This is a genomic window from Streptomyces brasiliensis, assembly GCF_014647875.1.
Lineage (GTDB): Bacteria > Actinomycetota > Actinomycetes > Streptomycetales > Streptomycetaceae > Streptomyces > Streptomyces brasiliensis.
The window spans coordinates 14,925-32,771 of sequence record NZ_BMQA01000031.1 but is presented as its reverse complement, the minus strand read 5'-3'; the positions used below and the strand labels follow the sequence as shown (position 1 = coordinate 32,771).

Genomic DNA, 17,847 nt, shown 5'->3' with positions numbered 1-17,847 from the left:
CAGCTCATGACCCTCACCCAACAGGACATCGACCAGGAGATCGCGGCCGAACACGCCGCGTACGAGAAGCGGCTTGCCGACGGTGCGCCCGTGGAGCACCACCCACGGCGCGACTACACGCCGTACCGCTCCTCCGTGCTCCGGCACCCGAAGCAGCCGCCGATCGCCATCGATGTGACCAAGGACCCGGAGATCGTGGAGCTGCACGCTCCGGCCTTCGGGGAACGGGACATCACCGAGATCGACAACGACCTCACCCGACAGCACACCGGGGAGCCGATCGGCGAGCGGATCACCGTCTCCGGGCGGCTGCTCGACCGTACCGGGCGGCCGGTGCGCGGTCAGCTGATCGAGATCTGGCAGGCCAACTCGGCCGGCCGGTACGCCCATCAGCGCGAACAGCACGACGCGCCACTTGACCCGAACTTCACGGGTGTCGGCCGCACGCTCACCGACGCCGACGGGTTCTACCGGTTCACCACCATCCAGCCGGGGCCGTACCCCTGGCGCAACCACCTCAACGCCTGGCGCCCGGCGCACATCCACTTCTCCCTGTTCGGGTCGGCGTTCACCCAGCGGCTGGTGACGCAGATGTACTTCCCGAACGACCCGCTGTTCCCGTACGACCCGATCCTGCAGTCCGTGACGGACGACGCGGCGCGGCAGCGGCTGGTGGCGACGTACGACCACAGTCTGTCGGTGCCGGAGTTCTCGCTCGGCTACCACTGGGACATCGTGCTGGACGGGCCGCAGGCCACCTGGATCGAGGAAGGGCGCTGACCTGCCATGACGAAGATCGACACAAGCAGCCCCGAGAGCGTGCTGCCGACTCCCTCGCACACGGTCGGCCCCTTCTACGGGTACGCGCTGCCGTTCTCCGGCGGCGGTGACATCGCGCCGGCCGGGCACCCGGACACGATCACCGTGCACGGGTACGTGTACGACGGCGAGGGGAAGCCGCTGCCGGACGCGCTCGTGGAACTGTGGGGCCCGGACCCGGACGGCCGTGTGCCGCAGGTCGACGGCTCGATGCGGCGCGACGCCGCCACCGGCGGTCATCTGGGCCGCAACGGCGTGGAGTTCACCGGCTGGGGACGCGTCCAGACGGACGCGAACGGACACTGGTACGCACGCACGCTGCGGCCCGGCGCGCTCGGCCGGAACGCGCCCTGCCTGAGTGTGTGCGTGTTCGCGCGCGGGCTTCTCATGCATCTGTTCACCCGGATCTATCTGCCGGGTGACGACGCCGCCCTCGCCGCCGACCCGCTGCTCTCGCAGGTCGACGCGGAGCGGCGCGGCACGCTGATCGCCGCCGACGAGGGCCGGGGAACGTACCGTTTCGACATCCGCCTTCAGGGCGAGGGCGAGACGGTCTTCCTGGAGTTCCAGTGACATCCACCCCTCCTCCGTACGCCGACACCGGCCTGCTCGCTCCCGAGTGGGCCGGTTCCCCGGCGGCGTCCGCGACGAGCGACACCGCGTATCTGCGGGCCCTGCTCGACGCGGAGGCCGCGCTGACCCGGGCGCAGGCCGCGCTGGGGATCGTCCCGGCCGAGGCCGCGGCGGCGGTCGCCGAGGCGGCCGACCCGGCTGGGTTCGACCTGCCTTCGCTGGCGGCACGCGCCCGCGCCGGCGGAAATCCGGTCATTCCGCTGGTCGCCGATCTGACCGCGAGGGTCGGGGCGGAATACGGCCCGTACGTCCACCGGGGCGCGACCAGCCAGGACATCATGGACACGGCGACGATGCTGGTCGCCGTACGCACCCTGGACCTCGTGCTGGCCGATCTTGCCCGCGCCGAGCGGGCGTTGGCCCGGCTGGCGGCCGAGCACCGGGACACGGTGATGCCGGGTCGGACGCTCACCCAGCACGCCGTACCGACGACGTTCGGGCTGAAGGCGGCAGGGTGGCGGTCGCTGGTGCTGGACGCGCGGGACCGTGCGGCAGCCGTACGGGACCGACTTCCGGTCCAACTCGGCGGCGCGGCCGGAACGTTGGCGGCCTTTTCGTCGTACGGCGCCGAGGACGCGACCGCGCTCCCCGAGGCCTACGCCCGTGAACTCGGGCTCCGGGCACCGCTGTTGCCCTGGCACACACTGCGCACGCCGATCGCCGACCTCGCCGGATGTCTCGCCTTCTCGGCCGGGGCGCTGGGCAAGACCGCGGTGGACGTCCTCACGCTCTCCCGCACCGAGATCGCCGAGGTCGGCGAGGGCAGTGGCGGGGGGTCGTCCGCCATGCCGCACAAGGCGAATCCCGTACGGTCCACGCTGATCGCCGCCGCAGCCCGGCGGGCGCCGCAGCTCGCCGCGATCCTCTACGGGTCGATGGCTGCGGAGGACGAGCGCCCGGCCGGGGCCTGGCATGCCGAGTGGGAGCCGCTGCGCGAACTGCTCCGCATGGTGGGCGGCGCCGCGCGCGACGCGGCGGAGCTGGCCGAGGGGCTGCGGGTGCGTCCGCGGACAATGCGCCAACACCTGGACCTCACCCGTGGCTTGATCGTCTCGGAGCGGCTGTCCGCCGAGCTGGCGCCGGTCCTCGGCCGTGCCCGCGCGAAGGAACTGCTCGGCGAGCTGGCCCGCCGCACCCACACCGAGGGCCGGAGCCTCGCGGAACTCCTGGCGGAGGAGGCCGAGTTGAAGGACTTCGACCTGGCCGAGGCGACCGACCCCACCCAGTACACCGGCTCCGCCGGAGCCCTGACCGACCGTGCTCTGGAGCGACCTTGACAAGTGCGATGCTCAACTACCGTACCGAGGGGCCGATCACGGCTCCGCCGCTGCTGCTCGGGCCTTCGCTCGGCACGTCGTACGCCCTCTGGGACGCGGTCGCGCCCGAGCTGTCGACCGCCCACCGGGTGGTCCGCTGGGATCTGCCGGGGCACGGCGGGTCGGCGGCGGACCTGATCGGGGCGGGGGCGACCGTCGGTGATCTGGCAGACCTGGTGCTGGCGCTCGCCGACTCCCTCGGCATCGAGCGGTTCGCTTACGCGGGGGTGTCGCTCGGCGGTGCGGTGGGCCTGCATCTGGCCGTGCACCACCCCGAGCGGCTGGAGTCGCTGGCCGTGCTGTGCTCCTCGGCCCACTTCAACGGCGAGAAGCCGTGGCGGGAGCGGGCCGAGCGGGTCCGCCGGGAGGGCATGGAGCGGCTGGTGGAGAGCGCCGACGCGCGCTGGTTCACCGCCGGGTTCACCGTGCCCCGGCTGGTCCAGGATCACCGGGAGGCCGACCCCGGGGCGTATGCCGCCTGCTGCGACGCGCTGGCCGCGTTCGACCTGCGCGACCGGCTCGCCGACATCGCCGTACGGACCCTGCTCGTGGCCGGCCGGCAGGACCCCGCGACCCCACCCGCCCACCTGCGGGAGATCGCGGACGCCGTGCCGGGCGCCGCGCTCGTCGAGATCCCGGGGGCCTCGCATCTGGCGCCCGCGCAGTGCCCGGAGGCCGTGCTCACCGCGCTGCGGACGCATCTCGACGGGGGCGCGAGGCGGGGCATGGCGGTGCGCCGGGAGGTGCTCGGCGACGCCCATGTCGACCGGGCGCAGGCCCGGCAGACCCCCTTCACCGCCCGTTTCCAGGACTTCATCTCCCGCTACGCGTGGGGCGAGATCTGGACCGATCCGACGCTGTCGCGCCGCGAGCGCAGCATGATCACGCTGACGGCGCTGGTCGCGCACGGTCACTTCGAGGAGCTGGCGATGCATGTGCGGGCGGCGCGGCGCAACGGGCTCACGGCGGAGGAGATCGGCGCGGTGCTGCTGCAGACGGCCGTGTACTGCGGCGTTCCGGCGGCCAACTCGGCGTTCGCCACGGCCCAGCGGGTGCTCGCCGAGGAGGAGGCCGGCCCGGACGGAGGGTGATCCTGCCGGTCGTAGCTTCAGCGGCAGCACGCTCCTTCCGCCGGGCCGTGCCTAGGGTGGGGGCATGTCCACTGTTCTGATCACGGGTGCCACCTCCGGGCTCGGCCGGTACGTCGCCTTCGGTCTGGTCCGCTCCGGTCATGTCGTCCTCGCCCACGGCCGTGACCCGGTGCGGACCGATCGGCTCGTCGAGGAACTGCGCGGCGAGGGCGCGGCCGAGGGGTTCGTCGCCGACCTGGCCTCGCTGGCACAGGTGCGGGAGTTGGGGGCCCGGGTTGCCGAGGCGCACCCCGAACTGGACGTGCTGATCAACAACGCGGGCGTGGGCAGCGGGCGGTCCGGCGCGGGCCGTGAGCTGAGCGCGGACGGGCACGAGCTGCGACTGGCGGTGAACTACCTGGCTCCGGTCTCGCTGACCCGGGCCCTGCTGCCGGTGCTGCGCGACAACGCGCCGGCCCGGATCGTCAACGTCGGCTCGGCCGGACAGGCGCCGCTCGACTTCGCCGACCCCGAGCTGACCCGCGGCTACGACGGAGTGTCGGCCTACTGCCGCAGCAAGTTCGCGCTCGCCGCCCACACGTTCTCGCTCGCCGAGGAGCTGGCGGGCAGCGGGGTCTCGGTGAACGTGCTGCACCCCGCGACCTACATGGACACGGCGATGGTCCGCGACAGCGGCATCAGCCCGTGGAACTCGGTCGCCGACGGCGCCCCGGGTGTCCTGATGCTGGCCACGCGGGAGTCGGGCACGGGCGGCTACTTCGACGGCACCCGGCTGTCCCGGGCGGACGAGGCGACGTACGACCCGGAGGTACGCAAGCGACTGGCGGCCGTGACGGAGCAGCTGTTGAGCGTGTGAGCGAGACCGGTCGAGCCCGGAATCAGGGACCGGGCCGGCGGGCTCGGTCGGGCCGGCCCTCCGACCGTGCGAGCGCGCGCGGCAGCTCCCCTCAGACCAGTCCGCGTCCCGCGTCCAGCACGTCCCTGGCCCTCGTCACCAGTCCGTCCGCCCCGCATGAACGAGCCAGTGCCATGCCGCGGTTGAGTTCGGTGATCGAGCGGGACGCGATGCCGTACTCGATGCGGGCCGCCGCGTGTTCGTACTGGCAGGGCGAGGACTCCAGATAGGTCACAGCCTGGGCCGCGAGGCGCACCGCGCCCTGCCCGGTCTCCAGGGCGGCCGCGCAGCGCAGGGCCTCGCCGATGGCGGTGTCGGTGCCGAACCGCTCGGCCTGACGGCGGGCGTCGGCGGCGAGCTGGGCGGCCCGGGCCGGGTCCGTCGTGGCGAGGGCGTGGGCCAGGTCGACGGCCCAGGACGCGAGGACCGGGTTGTGGCCGCCGCGCGAGACCGCCGTCTTCTCCGCGGCCTCCAGCTCGTTGACACCCTCCTCGGTGCGGCCTACGGCGAGCAGGAGCCGGCCGCGCACCGAGCGGATGTCGGGCAGCACGATCGTCGACGGGTACGGCGGTGCGAAGCCGTACCGCTGGGCGATGTCCCAGGCCTCCTGGACATGGCCGCGGGCGAGCAGGGTGTCGACGAGGCCGCAGGTCGCCGACCAGTACAGGGGCAGTCTGCGGCCGACGCGCTCGGCGAGGCGCAGGGAGTTGCGCAGAGTGGTCTCGGCGTCCTTGAGGCGGCCCTGCCGGCGGTAGGCGAGGCCGAGGTAGGCGTTGGCCAGGGAGAGATGACCGCCGCTCCAGCCCGCGCGGGTGTAGGTGCGCAGGGCTTCGGAGAAGAGGCTCTCGGCGCGGTCGAGCCGGTCGGTGTAGGCGTACGAACTGCCGAGCATCATCAGCAGTTCGATGCCCCACTCGGAGTCGGTCCAGCTCAGGCCGGGTGCCAGGCGGCCGTTGACGAGGACGCGGTCGCACAGTTCGACGATCTCCTCGGCGTTCTCGCCGTGCGCCATGGCGTCGAAGGCGCGCAGGATCAGCAGGGCGCGCTCGGAGTTGTCGCGGCCGGTGCAGGTCGCGGCGAGGGCGCCGAGCCGTTCGGAGCGGCCGGGGGTGAGGCTCTCGCTGCGGATGCCCTCCCACATGAAGTGCACGGCCTGCAGCCGCATCCGGGCGGGTCCGGGTTCGTGCCGGGCGGCCTCGGCCTCGACGGTGTGGACGGCCTCCTCCAACTGGTCGTTGTGGAGCAGTGCCTGGGAGAGGCGGAAGACGGCGTCGACGCGCTGGTCGCCGCCGAGTCCGGGCATGCCGAGCGCGTTCTGCAGGTGCTCGATGGTGGTGGCGGGGGCGGTCAGCAGGGTGGCGCAGCCGAGTTCGTAGAGCACGCGCGCGTGGACCTCGGGCAGGGGAGGCTCCAGCAGGGCGCGCTCCAGACAGCGGCGGGCGGCGTCCGGGGCGCCGACGGCGAGGTGTTCCCGGGCTGCCTCGCGGAGTTGCTCGACGAGTTCCTCGTCGTCGTCCGGGTGGACCTGCAGGAGATGGCGCGACGCCGCGGCGGCACCGCGCCCGGAGTCGGTGACGACCTGGGCGGCGATGCCGTGCATGGCGGTGCACAGGGCTTCGGGGATGGAGTTGTAGACGGCGGACGCGATGAGCGGGTGGACGAACTCCAGCTCGCCGTCGCCGGAAGGGCCGCCGGCCGGGTCCCCCTCCGTCAGGATGCGGGCGTTGCGCAGCAGTTCGGCGCAGCGCTGGGCGTTCTCGAGGCTCAGGGTGGCGAGTCGGGCGACCAGGTCCACGGTGATGCCGTTGCCGAGGATGGCGGCCGCCCAGGCGAACCGGGTGGCGTCGATACCGAGGCCCTCCAGGCGGGCGACGAGTCCACCGCCGCGGCTCGAGCGGTTCAGGGGGCGCAGCTCACCGGCGTGGGCCTCGACCGGCTGCAGCTCGCTGTCCTGCACCTTGGCGAGGAGTTCGACGGTCTCGTACGGGTTGCCTCCGGTGACGGCCCAGACCTCGCGGCAGAACGGAGCGTCCGCGTGCCGGCCGAGCGTGGCGCGGGTGAGGCCGGCGGTGGCTTCCGGGGTGAGGGCGCTGAGATTGCTGACGGGGTCGCCGGCGGCTGCCACGGCCTCCAGGTGACCGGCGCTCTCGCCGCTCACGTCGCCGGGTCTGCGGGCGACCACGACGAGCACGGAGAGGTCGTCGAGCCGCTCGGTGAAGGCGGCGAGCCAGCGCAGGGTCTCCTGGTCGGCCCAGTGCGCGTCGTCTATCAGCAGCACGAGCGGCCACTCCCGCCTGGCCAGGCGGCGCACGGCGGCGACCAGGCCGTCGCACACACCCTGCGGGTCGGCCTGCCGGTCGCCGGGATCCGCTATGCCGAGCGCGGGGCCCGCGATGTCGTACCAGTCGCCGAGGTATTCGCGGGCCTCCTCGGGCATCAGGGAGACCAGTGCGCGCTGGAGCAACTGCCGTACCACATTGAACGGGACGGACCTGAGGGTCTCGCCGCCGCGGGTGGACCACACCGTGCAGCCGCGCCGTTCGGCGATGCGACGGGTTTCGGCCAGGAGAGCGGTCTTGCCGAGTCCCGCCTCGCCCCGGAACACGAGCACGTTCCCGGAGGACGACCGGTCCGCGCACAGCACGTCGAGCGCCCGTGTCACGGCGGCGATCTCGGCGTCGCGCTCCCACAGGGAAGCCGAAGCGGTCGCTCGGGGCCGTCCCTCCGTCATCCCGTTACCTCCCCAAGTCGCCCGAACGACGTACGGAACTCGAGCGTAGTCGTCCCGGCGGCCGGACGGAGGCGGGACGCGTCAGCTCTTGCCGTGACGGGTGAACCAGGGTACGGGGACGAGGCACCTCCCCTTCGACCAGCCGCGCCGCAGCGGACGAATCGTCAACAGACCATGAAAACAAGCCCACTTTCGAGAAGGCGGGACCGAGAAGGCGACGAGCGGATTGCGCGGGCGCCGGCCGCGGGCCCGGTGGGCGAGTCGGGCGAGCGGTCGGGTGTTCGTGATCTACGGCCGCCGCGCCTCGGGCATCGCCTGGAGGGGTTCCGCGTCCCGGCCCGGGCCGGAGTGAGTGGCCTCGGCCGGAATGCGCGGCCCTCGCCGCGGCACCGTTCCCGGGGGCTCTCATCCCGCTTTCACCCACGCCTCTTACGGTGGGGGCATGACGCAGGTGACTCCTCCCGGGTGGTACCCCGACCCCGGGCAGACGAATGACGGTCCGGCCACCGAGCGCTGGTGGGACGGCAAGGCATGGACGGAACAGACCCGCCCCGCCGGGTCGGCTGCCGCGTGGGGTCCGCCGGCGCAGGCACAGGGCGCCGGGCCCTACCCCGCTTATCCCGGTTACCCCGCGCAGCCGCCGGCCGGCTCGCGGCGCGGGTTGCGGACCGGGATAGCCGTCGCGGCGGCGGCCGTGGTCCTGGCGTGCATCGGGGTCGGTGTGTACGCGCTGTCCGACAACGGGTCCGGCGGCGGCGATCGCGCCGGTTCGCAGCAGGGGCGGGGCGACGGGGGCGGCTCGGAGGGGCAGAAGGGCGGGCCCTTCGGCGGGCCCGGCGGTGAGTCGGGGGGTGGTTCGGACGGTGGGTCCGGGGGATCCGGTGGGGAGTCACCGGGGCCGGGGCAGTCCGAGCCGCCGAAGGTCAAGGGCGGCGGCACCGTGCACGACCCGGTCAACGCGATCAGCATCCCCGTGCCGGAGGGCTGGACCGGGCAGCAGCTGAACGTGGGCGCGCAGGTCACGTCCGGCGACACCTACAAGTGTCCGGGCGACACCTCCCAGAGCTGCACCGCGGGCGGCGCCTATTCGGCACCGGCGCTCGTGCTCGGCACCAAGGGCGACACGGCCGAGGAGGTCGCCAAGGCGGACATCGCGGCCAACGCCAAGGAGTCCTACGGCGGCAAGACCTACGGCAGCATCACCTCGCACGAGGTGCTGGGCTCCAAGGCCGTGACCGTGGCCGGGCAGAAGGGCTACCTAGTCCGCTGGAAGGCCGTCACCAGCAAGGGCGCCGACGGCTACGTCGAGTCGCTGGCCTTCCCGTCGCCCGCGAACGCCCGGCAGATCGTGGTGGTGCGCTTCGGTGTCGACGTCGGGCAGAAGGAGTCCGTCATCGACACCCTCACCCAGGGCATCAAGGTGTCGTCCGGCGGTGGCGACGGACAGAACGTCTGACAGACGAGGACGGATGCCAGTCGGCCGGGTGGGGTCCCCTCCGCTCAAGAGGAACCCCACCCGGCCGGGGGGTGCGCCGCCCCCGTCCCCACGGTGCGGCGCCGGCAGGTCACCGTCCAGTCATCCCGTGGACGGCGGCCTGGGTCTCAGGTGAGGCCGAGTGCGGGCAGCACGGCGGCCTCGACGAAACAGACGAGATAGTTGGGGTCGGCGTACACCCCGTCCACGATGGGCCGGGCACGCACGATGCCGAACATCTGCGCCGGGATGTACTCCAGCGCCGGATGATCGGCGGCGACCTCGCCGCGCTCCACCCCGCGCTGCAGGATCGACCGCAGCGCGCCGATCTCCGGCTCGACCAGGGCCTCGCGCAGGGCGCGCAGCAGCTCCTCGTCCTGGGTGACGGCATGGCCCAGCGCCTGCAGCAGTTTGGTGTCCCTGAGCGACCAGCGGCCCACCGCCCGTGCTGCCTCGCGCAGATCACCGGCGAGTGATCCGGTGTCGATACCCGCGAGCCGCGAACGGCGACGGGAGCGCAGGGCGGCCACCACGAACTGGGGCTTCGTCTTCCACTGCCGGTAGAGCGTGGACTTGCTGCAGCGTGTGCTGGCGGCGACTCCCTCCATGGTGACCGCTTCGTACCCGCATTCGCGGATCTGCTCGAGCACGGCGTCGAAGAACTCCTGCTCACGCTCGGGCGTGATCTTGGAGCGGCGCGAGGCGGCGACCGTCTCCGGTCCGTCCGCGGCCTGCGACGTCATCTGCTCTTCTCCTCACTCATGGGCGGCCCCTCGGGACGCGCCCGCGGGCGGATCGAAAACCTGCTTCCAGTGTGTCGTACGTCAATCGATACGTCAGTGTACCGGTACCCACGCGTATCGGTACACTACCGTATCGGTACGGTCTTGTATCGGTACGTCGATGTATCGGAACACGGTCGTATCGATGAGTTCGGGCCGGGGTCCGGGTCTCAGCACGCACCAGCACACGCACGACCGTCAGCGAAGGGGCCGGGGGATGAATGCCCGAACCGAGCCTGCAGAACAGGAGCCGGACTCCATAGTCCGGCCCCCGCTCATCCGTGAGTTCCTGCTCGTCGCGGGACTCTTCCTCGTCTACAAGCTCGGCCGGCAACTGGCCACGGGCCATACCGGCGAGGCCTTCCACAACGCACACCGCGTATGGGACATGGAACGGGCCGTGCATCTTCCGGACGAGGTCTCCGTGCAGTCCGCGCTGCTGCACGGAGACACCCTCGTCCACCTGGCGAACACCTACTACGCGACCGTCCACTTCCCGGCCACTCTGGCCTTCCTGGTCTGGCTCTACCTGCGGCGGCCCGCGCACTACGTGTGGGCCCGCCGAGTCCTCGCCGTGGTCACCGCCACCGCGCTGGTACTGCCGTTCACGTTCCCGCTCGCCCCGCCGCGCATGCTGGCCGCGACGGGCCTGGTGGACACGGCGCGGCTGTACGGCCCCTCGGTGTACGGCCCGCCGACCTCGGACCATCTCTCCAATCAGTACGCGGCGATGCCGTCACTCCACTTCGGGTGGGCTCTGATGGTGGCGATCGGCCTGATCGTGGCGACCCGGTCGCGATGGCGCTGGCTGTGGCTGCTGCACCCGCTGCTCACACTGCTGGTGATCGTCGGCACCGCGAACCACTACTGGCTCGACGCCCTCGCCGCCACGGCGCTGCTCGGCGTCGCCCTCGCCGTGATCCACCCGCCGCACCGCACGGTCACCACGGCCGGGCGCGGCACCCGCAGGTTCATCCGCGACGAGCACGTCCTGGTCGGAGCGGGCCGATGAGCGCCATGCTCGTCGCCGTCGCCCTGTCCCTCGTCTCCGCGGTCGCCTACGCGGCCGCCGCCGTCGCCCAGGAGCGGCTCGCCGCGCGCGACGCGGGTGCGGGCCTCCTGCGGCTGCTCGGCACCCGGGCGTGGTGGACGTCGGTCGGCCTGAACGCCGGCGCAGCGGTGCTGCACGTCGTTGCCCTCAAGTACGGCCCGCTGACTGTCGTCCAGCCGCTGGGCGCGCTCACCCTGGTCGCGGCCGTGCCGATGGGGGCGCGGATCGCCGGGCGGAGGGTCAGCGCGGTCGAGTGGCGGGGCACCGCGCTCACGCTGCTCGGGCTGGCGGCCCTGCTGGTGACGGCGTCGGGTCCGGCGCCCGCGCGGGTGCTGTCCCTGCCAGAGGCGCTGGCGGTGGCCGGTACGACCACGGCTCTGATCGGCATGCTGTCCTGGCCCGGCACCCGGCCGGGCCTGCGGCACGCGACGGCGTCGGGCTTCGCCTCCGGCGTGGCCTCGGCGCTCACCCAGACGGTGACGGTGGCGGCGACGGACCGCACGGGTCCGCCGCTGAGCGCGGAGGTGGTCGTGGTCGCACTGCTGGTCGCGGCGTTCGCGACCGGCGGGCTGCTGCTGTCGCAGACGGCCTTCCGCGGCGGCCTCGGCGCTCCGCTGGCGGTGGTGACGCTGGCCAACCCGGTGGCGGCGGCGGTCATCGGCCTCACCCTGCTCGGCCAGGGCCTGCGGGGCGGCCCCGAGGGCGTGCTTCTCGCCTTGGCCGGAGCGGCGGTGGCGTCGTGGGGCGTGGTGCTGCTGACCCGGGTGACGCCGAGAGCCCCTGAGCACGATGCCGAACACCCGGTCGCGGCGGTGCTGGCCCTGGAACCGGGCACGGCATCACCGGAACCGGCATTGATACCCCGGCAGCCACGACCGGATCCGGGACGGCTCACACCTCTTTGAGCGAACCCCGTGCAGACACAAAGGCGGCGGCCGACGCGTGCTGTACTTCGCACGCACCGGCCGCCGTTGCCCTTGTGCCGAACAGGCCGCCGGGTCAGCCGAGGCCCCGGGAGTCCTGCTTGAGCGCCGTGTCGACGGTCAGGGCCGTCGCCACCACGAGGCTCAGCAGCGGCTCGGGGAGCTGGAAGTGGATCTGCAGCACGTAGTTGTCCGCGGTCGTGAACATCGTCTTGGCGAGGCCTTCCCAGGTCTTGGTGATCCGGGCGACCTCGTTGTCCGCGTGGTCGACGATCGCGAAGTTCCACGCCCGCCAGTTCTCCGCCTTGATCGCACCGACCTGCCGGCCGTCCGCGTTCATCGCGAAGTTGATCTTCCCGATCACGTTCTGCTGGACGATCTCGCCCACCGGCGAGCCGTCCAGACGCGTCACGATCACCCGCGACTTGAGGAACTTCGCGGGCCGGGTCAGCACCAGCTGCGGCTGCCCGTACGCATCACGGATCTCCAGCCTGTGCGTCATGAACTGGTCGAGGCTGGAGACGAAGCGCAGCACCTTCTTGAACGCGCTCTGCCCGACCTCGACGACCGAGCCGAGCTCCCGGCCGGCCTGGTCCATGACCTTGTACTCATTGGTCAGCTCGATGAGCTTGGCCTTCTGGTTCACGACCAGGACCGGTTCGGTGAACAGCGTGCCACCGCCGGCGCCGCCCGCGGCGACACCGGCCTGCTGCTGCACCTGGCGCTGCACGCGCGGGTCGGCCGCGGCCTGCGGCGGGACGGCCGCCTGGGGCGCGGCCTGCTGCGCCGCGCCCTGCTGGTTCGTGTGCTCGGTCCACTGCGCGCCGTCCCAGTAGCGGAGCGTCTGGGGCGCCCCGTGCGGGTCCGGGTACCAGCCTGCAGGAGTGTTCGAATGAGTGGTCACCGGGGCACACTACCCTGATGCGACCGGTGTCCGGCCAGCCCGTACGAGGCGCTGTTCATCTCCTCGTCACTCCGTGACGATCGCCGGGTCGCTGACGCCGGAGCGGCCGTTCTCCACATGGCCGGCGAACCGGCGCAGGAACGTCGGATCCGACTCGGACGTGACGGTCAGGTCGTACCAGCGCCCGCTGTCCGCGAGGTTCACGGTCTGCCTGACCGTCGCCCCGGTCCGCACCGTGACCGTGCGCGGCCTGCCGCCGTAGCCGTTCGCCAGCTTCAGCTTCACCGTGCCCGAGCCCTTGTTGGTGAAGACGAGCTCGACGTCGTCGCCGGTGTGGCGCGCGCTGACCTCGGGTCCGGCGGACCAGCCCGGGCCCTTGAAGACGCGCAGGAAGCCGTTGGGGCCGTGCACGGTCAGGTCGTACGAGCCGTTCGAGTTCGCCGAGTTCCAGGTGTCGGAGACGGACTTGCCGGCCTCGGTGGTGTAGCTCCAGGGACCGTCGGTGCGATTGCCGGAGGTGACGAGGAAGGCGGCGCCCGCCTTGGCGCCGGAGGCGAAGCTGAGCGTGAACTTCCCGGCCGCGGCGTCCGCCGAACCCTCCACGATCGGGGCGTACTTGAGCGGGCGCGTGGGCTTGCGGCCGCGCTCCTGCTTGGGCAGGACGGGGTTGGCGGGCGGGGCCGGGACGTAGTCGGGGTGGCGGTCGTGGTCCTGCGGCTCGTAGCCGGCGGTGTCCGGGAGCGCGGCCGGCCTGGCGTCCTTGCGGGAGAAGTCGAACGCGGCGGTCAGGTCGCCGCAGACCGCGCGCCGCCAGGGCGAGATGTTCGGCTCGTGCACCCCGAAGCGGCGCTCCATGAACCGGATGATCGAGGTGTGGTCGAGGGTCTCGGAGCAGACGAAACCGCCCTTGCTCCACGGGGAGACGACGAGCATCGGCACGCGCTGGCCGAGGCCGTAGGGGCCGGCCACATGGCCGGAGTCGCCCTTGAAGAGGTCAGGACCGGCGTCGACCGTCGACTTGCCCTGGGCGGCGGAGCCGGCCGGGAACGGCGGGACGAGGTGGTCGAAGAAGCCGTCGTTCTCGTCGTACGTGATGAACAGTGCCGTCTTCGCCCACACCTTCGGGTCGGAGGTGAGTGCGTCCAGGACCTGGGAGATGTACCAGGCGCCGTAGTTGGCGGGCCAGTTGGGGTGCTCGGTGAAGGCCTCGGGGGCGGCGATCCAGGAGATCTGCGGCAGCCTTCCGCCCTTGACGTCGGCCTTCAGCTGGTCGAAGAAGCCCTCGCCCTTGCGGGCGTCGGTACCGGTGCGGGCCTTGTCGTACAGCGGGTCGCCGGGCTTGGCAGTGCGGTACTGGTTGAAGTAGAGCAGCGAGTTGTCGCCGTAGTTGCCGCGGTAGGCGTCACCGATCCAGCCCCAGCCGCCGTTCGCGTCCAGGCCGTCGCCGACGTCCTGGTAGATCTTCCAGGAGACCCCGGCCTTCTCCAGGCGCTCCGGGTACGTCGTCCAGCCGTAGCCCGCCTCGTCGTTGCCGAGGACCGGACCGCCGCCCTGGCCGTCGTTGCCGGTGTAACCCGTCCACATGTAGTAGCGGTTCGGGTCGGTCGAGCCGATGAAGGAGCAGTGGTACGCGTCGCAGATGGTGAAGGAGTCGGCGAGCGCGTAGTGGAACGGGATGTCGCCGCGGTTCAGATACGCCATCGTCGTGGCGCCCTTGGACGGCACCCACTTGTCGTACTTGCCGCCGTTGACGGCCGCGTGTCCGTCGTTCCACCCGTGCGGCAGGTCCTGGATGAACGCCAGGCCCAGGTCGTCGGCCTCGGGGTGGAAGGGCAGCAGGTCCTTCGTGCCGTCCGACTGGTACCAGACCGACTTGCCGTCCGGGCGGGACACCGGACGCGGGTCGCCGAAGCCGCGCACGCCCTTGAGGGAGCCGAAGTAGTGGTCGAAAGAGCGGTTCTCCTGCATCAGGACGACGATGTGCTCGACGTCCTCGATCGACCCCGTGCGGTGGTTCGCGGGCAGCGCCGCGGCACGCTCGATGCTGCTGGACAGCGCGGTGAACGCGGTGGTGGCGCCCGCGAGTTGGAGGAATCTGCGCCGGTTGACCTCGGACATGCGTGAACAACCTCTCATCCTGGGGTGCGGGATCGCCGGAACGTGGCGGAATGCGCGCGGTGCGAGTGTTCCAAGGGCAGCGAACGGCAGGGAAGGGTCGGGTGGCGCGGATGTGACGGCCGGAGGTACGTGCACCCAAGATCTCGCCAAGCGGTGGTTGACCGTGAATTCCGATGCGGAAAGCTCCGGTTGGCCGAGAACGTCCCCATGGGCATACCGGTGTCCCCCGTTCGTGAAGGCGGACGAGGCGGTCTTCCAACGCTCCTTCCGTGAGGCGGAAGGAGCGTTGCCGTCCCGTGGCGACCGTCCCGACGATGACGCCACCGACAGGGACAGGAGCCGCATCCATGCCTCACACCACCGCCTTCGCCAGGAACCAGTGGTACGTCGCCGCCTACAGTCACGAGGTCGGGCGCGAGGAGCTGCTCGGCCGGACGATCCTCGGGGAGCCGCTCGTCTTCTACCGGACCGAGGAGGACGGCACGCCCGTCGCCCTGCACGACCGCTGTGTGCACCGGCGCTACCCGCTGTCCGCGAGCCGGCTCGACGGCGACCGGATCGTCTGCGGCTACCACGGGTTCACCTACGACACGACGGGCACCTGCGTGTACGTGCCGGGCCAGAAACGCATCCCGCGCACGGCCCGCGTCGCCTCCTACCCCGTGGCCGAACTGGACTCCCTGATCTGGGTGTGGATCGGCGACCCGGCGCTGGCCGACCCGGTCACCATTCCCCGGGCCCGCCACCTGGACTCCCCCGGCTGGGTCAGCGTGCGCGGCATGGAGCCGATCGACGCCGACTACGGCCTGCTCGTCGACAACCTCCTCGACCTGTCGCACGAGACGTATCTGCACGGCGGTTACATCGGCACCCCGGAGGTCGCCGAGACCCCGATCACCACCGAGGTCGACGAGGGCGCCGGGATCGTACGCGTCAGCCGGCGCATGGCCGACGCGGCGTGTCCGCCGTTCTACGCCAAGTCCACCGGTATCGAGGGCCGGATCACGCGCTGGCAGGACATCGAGTACCACGCGCCGTGCCTGTATCTGCTGCACAGCCGGATCGCACCGGTCGGGGTGCTGCCGGAGGCGGACGGCAGTGACCCGGGCGGCTTCCACACCGAGATCACGTACGCCATCACGCCGTCCGCAGACGGCAAGGTGTACGACTTCTGGGCCGTCTCCCGGGACTGGGCGACCGCCGACGCCGAGGTCACCGAGTTCCTGCGGGCCAACAACCACACGGTGGTCATGCAGGACGTGGACGCGCTCAACCTGCTGCAGCGCACGCTCGGCACGGAGCGCACCGGTTACCAGGAGCTGAGCATCAACATCGACACCGGTGGGCTGGCCGCACGCCGGATCCTGGCGCGGCTGGTCGAGGAGGGCGAGAAGCCTCAGGAGCCGGCCCTGTGACCGCTCCCACCGGCGAGATCTACCGCATCGACTGGGTGCCGGGCACCGACCTGCTGCACGGCACCTGTCACTGCGGGGCCGAGCACACCGCACCGGACCCGGTCGAGATGTGGGAGTGGATGCTCGGACATCCCGAGGGGCACGAACCGCGCGGGGTCGCGTCATGAGCGAGTTCGAGGCCGAACTCGTCGTCGACCGGCGGGAGTCGGTGGCCGACGGCGTGCTCTCCCTCACCCTGCGCCATCCGCTCGGCGAGGAGCTGCCGGCCTGGGAGCCGGGCGCCCATGTCGACCTGGTTCTGGGGCCGGGTCTGGAGCGGCAGTACTCGCTGTGCGGCGATCCGGCGGACCGGTCCGGGTGGCGGATCGCGGTGCTGTGGGAGCCGGAGGGGCGGGGAGGATCGGCGCATGTGCACGAGCGGATGGGGCGGGGCGACAAGGTGCGGGTGCGCGGTCCCCGCAACCACTTCGCACTGCGCCCCGCTCGTCGCTACCGGTTCATCGCGGGTGGCATCGGCATCACGCCGATCGTGCCGATGCTGTCCGCGGCCCGGGCGGCGGGCGCCGAGTGGACATTGCTGTACGGCGGCCGTACCCGCGCGTCGATGGCGTTCCTCGACGAACTGGCGCTGTACGGCGATCGGGTGACCGTCGCGCCGCAGGACGAGACCGGGCTCCTCGACCTGGGCTCGGTGCTCGACGGGCTGCCGGTGGGCACCCTCGTCTACTGCTGCGGTCCCGGGCCGCTGCTGGACGCGGTCGAGGAGCGCTGCCCGCCGGACGTACTGCACGTCGAGCGGTTCCGGCCCAAGGAGCAACAACAGGCTGGCGGGGACGTCGAGTTCGAGGTGGTACTGGCCCGCTGCGACCGCACGCTGACCGTCGCTCCCGGCGTCTCCGTTCTCGACACCGTCCGGGCCGCAGGCGTCGACGTGCTCTACTCGTGCACCGAGGGGACCTGCGGCACCTGCGAGACCGATGTGCTGGAGGGCACCCCGGACCACCGGGACTCGGTGCTCACGGACACGGAGCGGGAGGCGGGGGAGACGATGATGATCTGCGTGTCCCGGTGCCGTGGGCGGCGGTTGGTGCTCGACCTGTAGGTCCCTTCGCCATCCCCAGGTCGGCGCCGATCCGGGCGACCGAGTCGAGCAGATGCGGCAGCAGGTCCCGGCGCACGGACTCCAGTGAGGTGCGTCCGGCGTGCACGGGGATGGGAGGTGACGTGCGCCGGGAAGCGGGTGCCCAGGGTGATCGTCGCGGTCATGATGCGCCGGGTGGGCACCCGCGCCACGTACACAACGTCGTCGCCGTCGAGGACGCACAGCGAAGCCGACTCCCCTGTCCGTGCGGCGAGTTGCTCCAGGTGTGGCTGCGCGATCTGCGGCAGCGTCAGGCTCGAGAGGTAGGCGTAGCCGAGTTCCAGGACGCGTGGGCTGAGCCGGAACAGACGGCCGTCCGTGCGAACGTATCCGAGGTCGGCCAGGGTCAGCAGGAAGCGGCGGGCCGCGGCGCGGGTGAGGTCGCAGGCGCGGGCGACCTGACTGAGGGTCAGTTCGGCGTGATCGGCGTCGAAGGCGCGGATGACGGACAGGCCGCGTTCGAAGGACCGGACGAAGTGGGGCTCACGATCTGCTGCGGGCATACGGAACCTCCCATTTCGATAACTGTCAACAATATTGTGAGCACGAGGCAT

15 protein-coding genes and 1 pseudogene are annotated in these 17,847 nt (G+C 71.8%); 11 read left to right on the top strand and 5 right to left on the bottom strand.

Going from position 1 to position 17,847, the window contains the following annotated elements:
• The first annotated feature begins 6 nt into the window (after window positions 1–6).
• The 5 genes from pcaH (at window position 7) to IEZ19_RS32780 (ending at window position 4,715) form a co-directional block, all read left to right on the top strand.
• A complete protein-coding gene (gene pcaH / locus IEZ19_RS32800; protein ID WP_189314948.1) occupies window positions 7–780 on the top strand; it encodes a protocatechuate 3,4-dioxygenase subunit beta in 774 nt (257 codons plus the stop codon).
• Between the two features lie 6 nt (window positions 781–786).
• Complete coding sequence (gene pcaG / locus IEZ19_RS32795; RefSeq protein WP_189314947.1) at window positions 787–1,392, top strand: protocatechuate 3,4-dioxygenase subunit alpha; 606 nt, start codon at window positions 787–789, stop codon at window positions 1,390–1,392.
• Window positions 1,389–2,729, top strand: a complete 1,341-nt coding sequence (gene pcaB / locus IEZ19_RS32790) for a 3-carboxy-cis,cis-muconate cycloisomerase (protein WP_189314946.1) — start codon at window positions 1,389–1,391, stop codon at window positions 2,727–2,729. The genes pcaG and pcaB overlap by 4 nt, the downstream gene beginning before the upstream one ends.
• Window positions 2,726–3,859 carry a bifunctional 3-oxoadipate enol-lactonase/4-carboxymuconolactone decarboxylase PcaDC gene (gene pcaDC, locus IEZ19_RS32785; protein WP_189314945.1) on the top strand — a complete coding sequence of 378 codons (1,134 nt, stop codon included), beginning with the start codon at window positions 2,726–2,728 and terminating at the stop codon, window positions 3,857–3,859. The genes pcaB and pcaDC overlap by 4 nt, the downstream gene beginning before the upstream one ends.
• 64 nt (window positions 3,860–3,923) lie before the next feature.
• Window positions 3,924–4,715, top strand: a complete 792-nt coding sequence (locus tag IEZ19_RS32780; RefSeq protein WP_189314944.1) for an SDR family NAD(P)-dependent oxidoreductase — start codon at window positions 3,924–3,926, stop codon at window positions 4,713–4,715.
• Window positions 4,716–4,806: 91 nt separating this feature from the next.
• On the opposite strand, the gene IEZ19_RS32775 is transcribed toward IEZ19_RS32780, so the two are convergent.
• Window positions 4,807–7,485 (bottom strand): ATP-binding protein, encoded by a 2,679-nt coding sequence (locus IEZ19_RS32775; RefSeq protein ID WP_189314943.1) that lies wholly within the window; start codon window positions 7,483–7,485, stop codon window positions 4,807–4,809.
• 442 nt (window positions 7,486–7,927) lie between these two features.
• Here IEZ19_RS32775 and IEZ19_RS32770 point away from each other — a divergent pair, with 442 nt between their 5' ends.
• Complete coding sequence (locus tag IEZ19_RS32770; protein WP_189314942.1) at window positions 7,928–8,941, top strand: DUF2510 domain-containing protein; 1,014 nt, start codon at window positions 7,928–7,930, stop codon at window positions 8,939–8,941.
• Window positions 8,942–9,087: 146 nt separating this feature from the next.
• Here the strand turns inward: IEZ19_RS32770 and IEZ19_RS32765 are convergent, their stop codons facing one another.
• A complete protein-coding gene (locus tag IEZ19_RS32765) occupies window positions 9,088–9,702 on the bottom strand; it encodes a TetR/AcrR family transcriptional regulator (protein ID WP_189314941.1) in 615 nt (204 codons plus the stop codon).
• A 256-nt stretch (window positions 9,703–9,958) separates the two neighbouring features.
• Between IEZ19_RS32765 and IEZ19_RS32760 the strand changes: the two genes are divergently transcribed.
• Together IEZ19_RS32760 and IEZ19_RS32755 are read left to right on the top strand one after the other, a co-directional pair.
• Complete coding sequence (locus IEZ19_RS32760) at window positions 9,959–10,753, top strand: phosphatase PAP2 family protein (protein ID WP_189314940.1); 795 nt, start codon at window positions 9,959–9,961, stop codon at window positions 10,751–10,753.
• Entirely contained in the window at window positions 10,750–11,697 is a 948-nt protein-coding gene (locus IEZ19_RS32755) for a DMT family protein (protein WP_189314939.1), read from the top strand. The genes IEZ19_RS32760 and IEZ19_RS32755 overlap by 4 nt, the downstream gene beginning before the upstream one ends.
• A 94-nt stretch (window positions 11,698–11,791) precedes the next feature.
• Here IEZ19_RS32755 and IEZ19_RS32750 read toward each other — a convergent pair whose 3' ends face one another.
• On the bottom strand, window positions 11,792–12,619 hold the full coding sequence (locus tag IEZ19_RS32750) for an LURP-one-related family protein (RefSeq protein WP_189314938.1): 828 nt from the start codon (window positions 12,617–12,619) through the stop codon (window positions 11,792–11,794).
• Between the two features lie 66 nt (window positions 12,620–12,685).
• Window positions 12,686–14,737, bottom strand: a complete 2,052-nt coding sequence (locus IEZ19_RS32745) for a phosphocholine-specific phospholipase C (protein WP_189314937.1) — start codon at window positions 14,735–14,737, stop codon at window positions 12,686–12,688.
• Between the two features lie 347 nt (window positions 14,738–15,084).
• Between IEZ19_RS32745 and IEZ19_RS32740 the strand changes: the two genes are divergently transcribed.
• The 3 genes from IEZ19_RS32740 to IEZ19_RS32730 are packed head-to-tail and all read left to right on the top strand — an operon-like array spanning window position 15,085 to window position 17,254.
• Window positions 15,085–16,152, top strand: coding sequence for an aromatic ring-hydroxylating dioxygenase subunit alpha (locus IEZ19_RS32740; protein ID WP_189314936.1), 1,068 nt, complete (start codon window positions 15,085–15,087; stop codon window positions 16,150–16,152).
• Window positions 16,149–16,319: a hypothetical protein gene (locus tag IEZ19_RS32735; RefSeq protein ID WP_189314935.1), complete on the top strand. Its 171-nt coding sequence runs from the start codon at window positions 16,149–16,151 to the stop codon at window positions 16,317–16,319. Before IEZ19_RS32740 ends, IEZ19_RS32735 begins: the two co-directional genes overlap by 4 nt.
• Window positions 16,316–17,254, top strand: a complete 939-nt coding sequence (locus IEZ19_RS32730; protein ID WP_189314934.1) for a PDR/VanB family oxidoreductase — start codon at window positions 16,316–16,318, stop codon at window positions 17,252–17,254. Before IEZ19_RS32735 ends, IEZ19_RS32730 begins: the two co-directional genes overlap by 4 nt.
• Here the strand turns inward: IEZ19_RS32730 and IEZ19_RS53150 are convergent.
• A pseudogene (locus IEZ19_RS53150) lies at window positions 17,169–17,796 on the bottom strand (helix-turn-helix domain-containing protein). The gene IEZ19_RS32730 and the pseudogene IEZ19_RS53150 overlap by 86 nt on opposite strands.
• Between the last annotated feature and the right edge of the window lie 51 nt (window positions 17,797–17,847).